Annotated in this window: 1 protein-coding gene; it reads right to left on the reverse strand. The window is 56.7% G+C overall.

From position 1 onward, the window contains the following. On the reverse strand, positions 1 to 526 hold a 526-nt coding region (locus J1C54_RS16385), incomplete at both ends, for a DUF285 domain-containing protein (RefSeq protein ID WP_229150040.1).

The raw sequence follows: 526 nt of genomic DNA on the forward strand, positions 1-526 counted from the left end.
CAAGCTGGCTCGGATCGACACCTGTCAGGCCGATGATGCCGTTCAGAACATCCATGGTGACGCCACTTGCGTCATTGCCGTCAGCCGCCGCACTGATATCAGCCAGCAGTTCCTCGCTACAGTCACGGACCGCGCCGTCAATCATCCAGCCATAGGTTTCGCTCAATACACTCAGAGCGCCTTCCGCATCACAGTAGCTCAGGCCGGATGCGCCCAGCGTTACGCCTGGCTCCAGCTCCAGGGCTGACCAGGCAGTCAGCATGTCTTCGTAGCTTTCATCGCTGATTGCGGTATTGGAAAGCATGCCGTACATGTACTGCACATTCGAGATGTTCCAGGTGCTGAGATCACCGGCAAAGCTGTTTGCGCCTGAAAACGCATCCGACAGGTTTGACACCTGGCCTACATTCCAGCCAGACACGTCACCATTGAACGACGCTGCATTGGCGAAAATGCCTCCCATATCGGTGACATTGCCGGTACTCCAGCCACTGACATCACCGTTGAAGCTTTCCGCGCCCCTGAA

Origin of the sequence: Alcanivorax sp. 1008 (assembly GCF_020667895.1) — a bacterium.
GTDB lineage: Bacteria > Pseudomonadota > Gammaproteobacteria > Pseudomonadales > Alcanivoracaceae > PGZG01.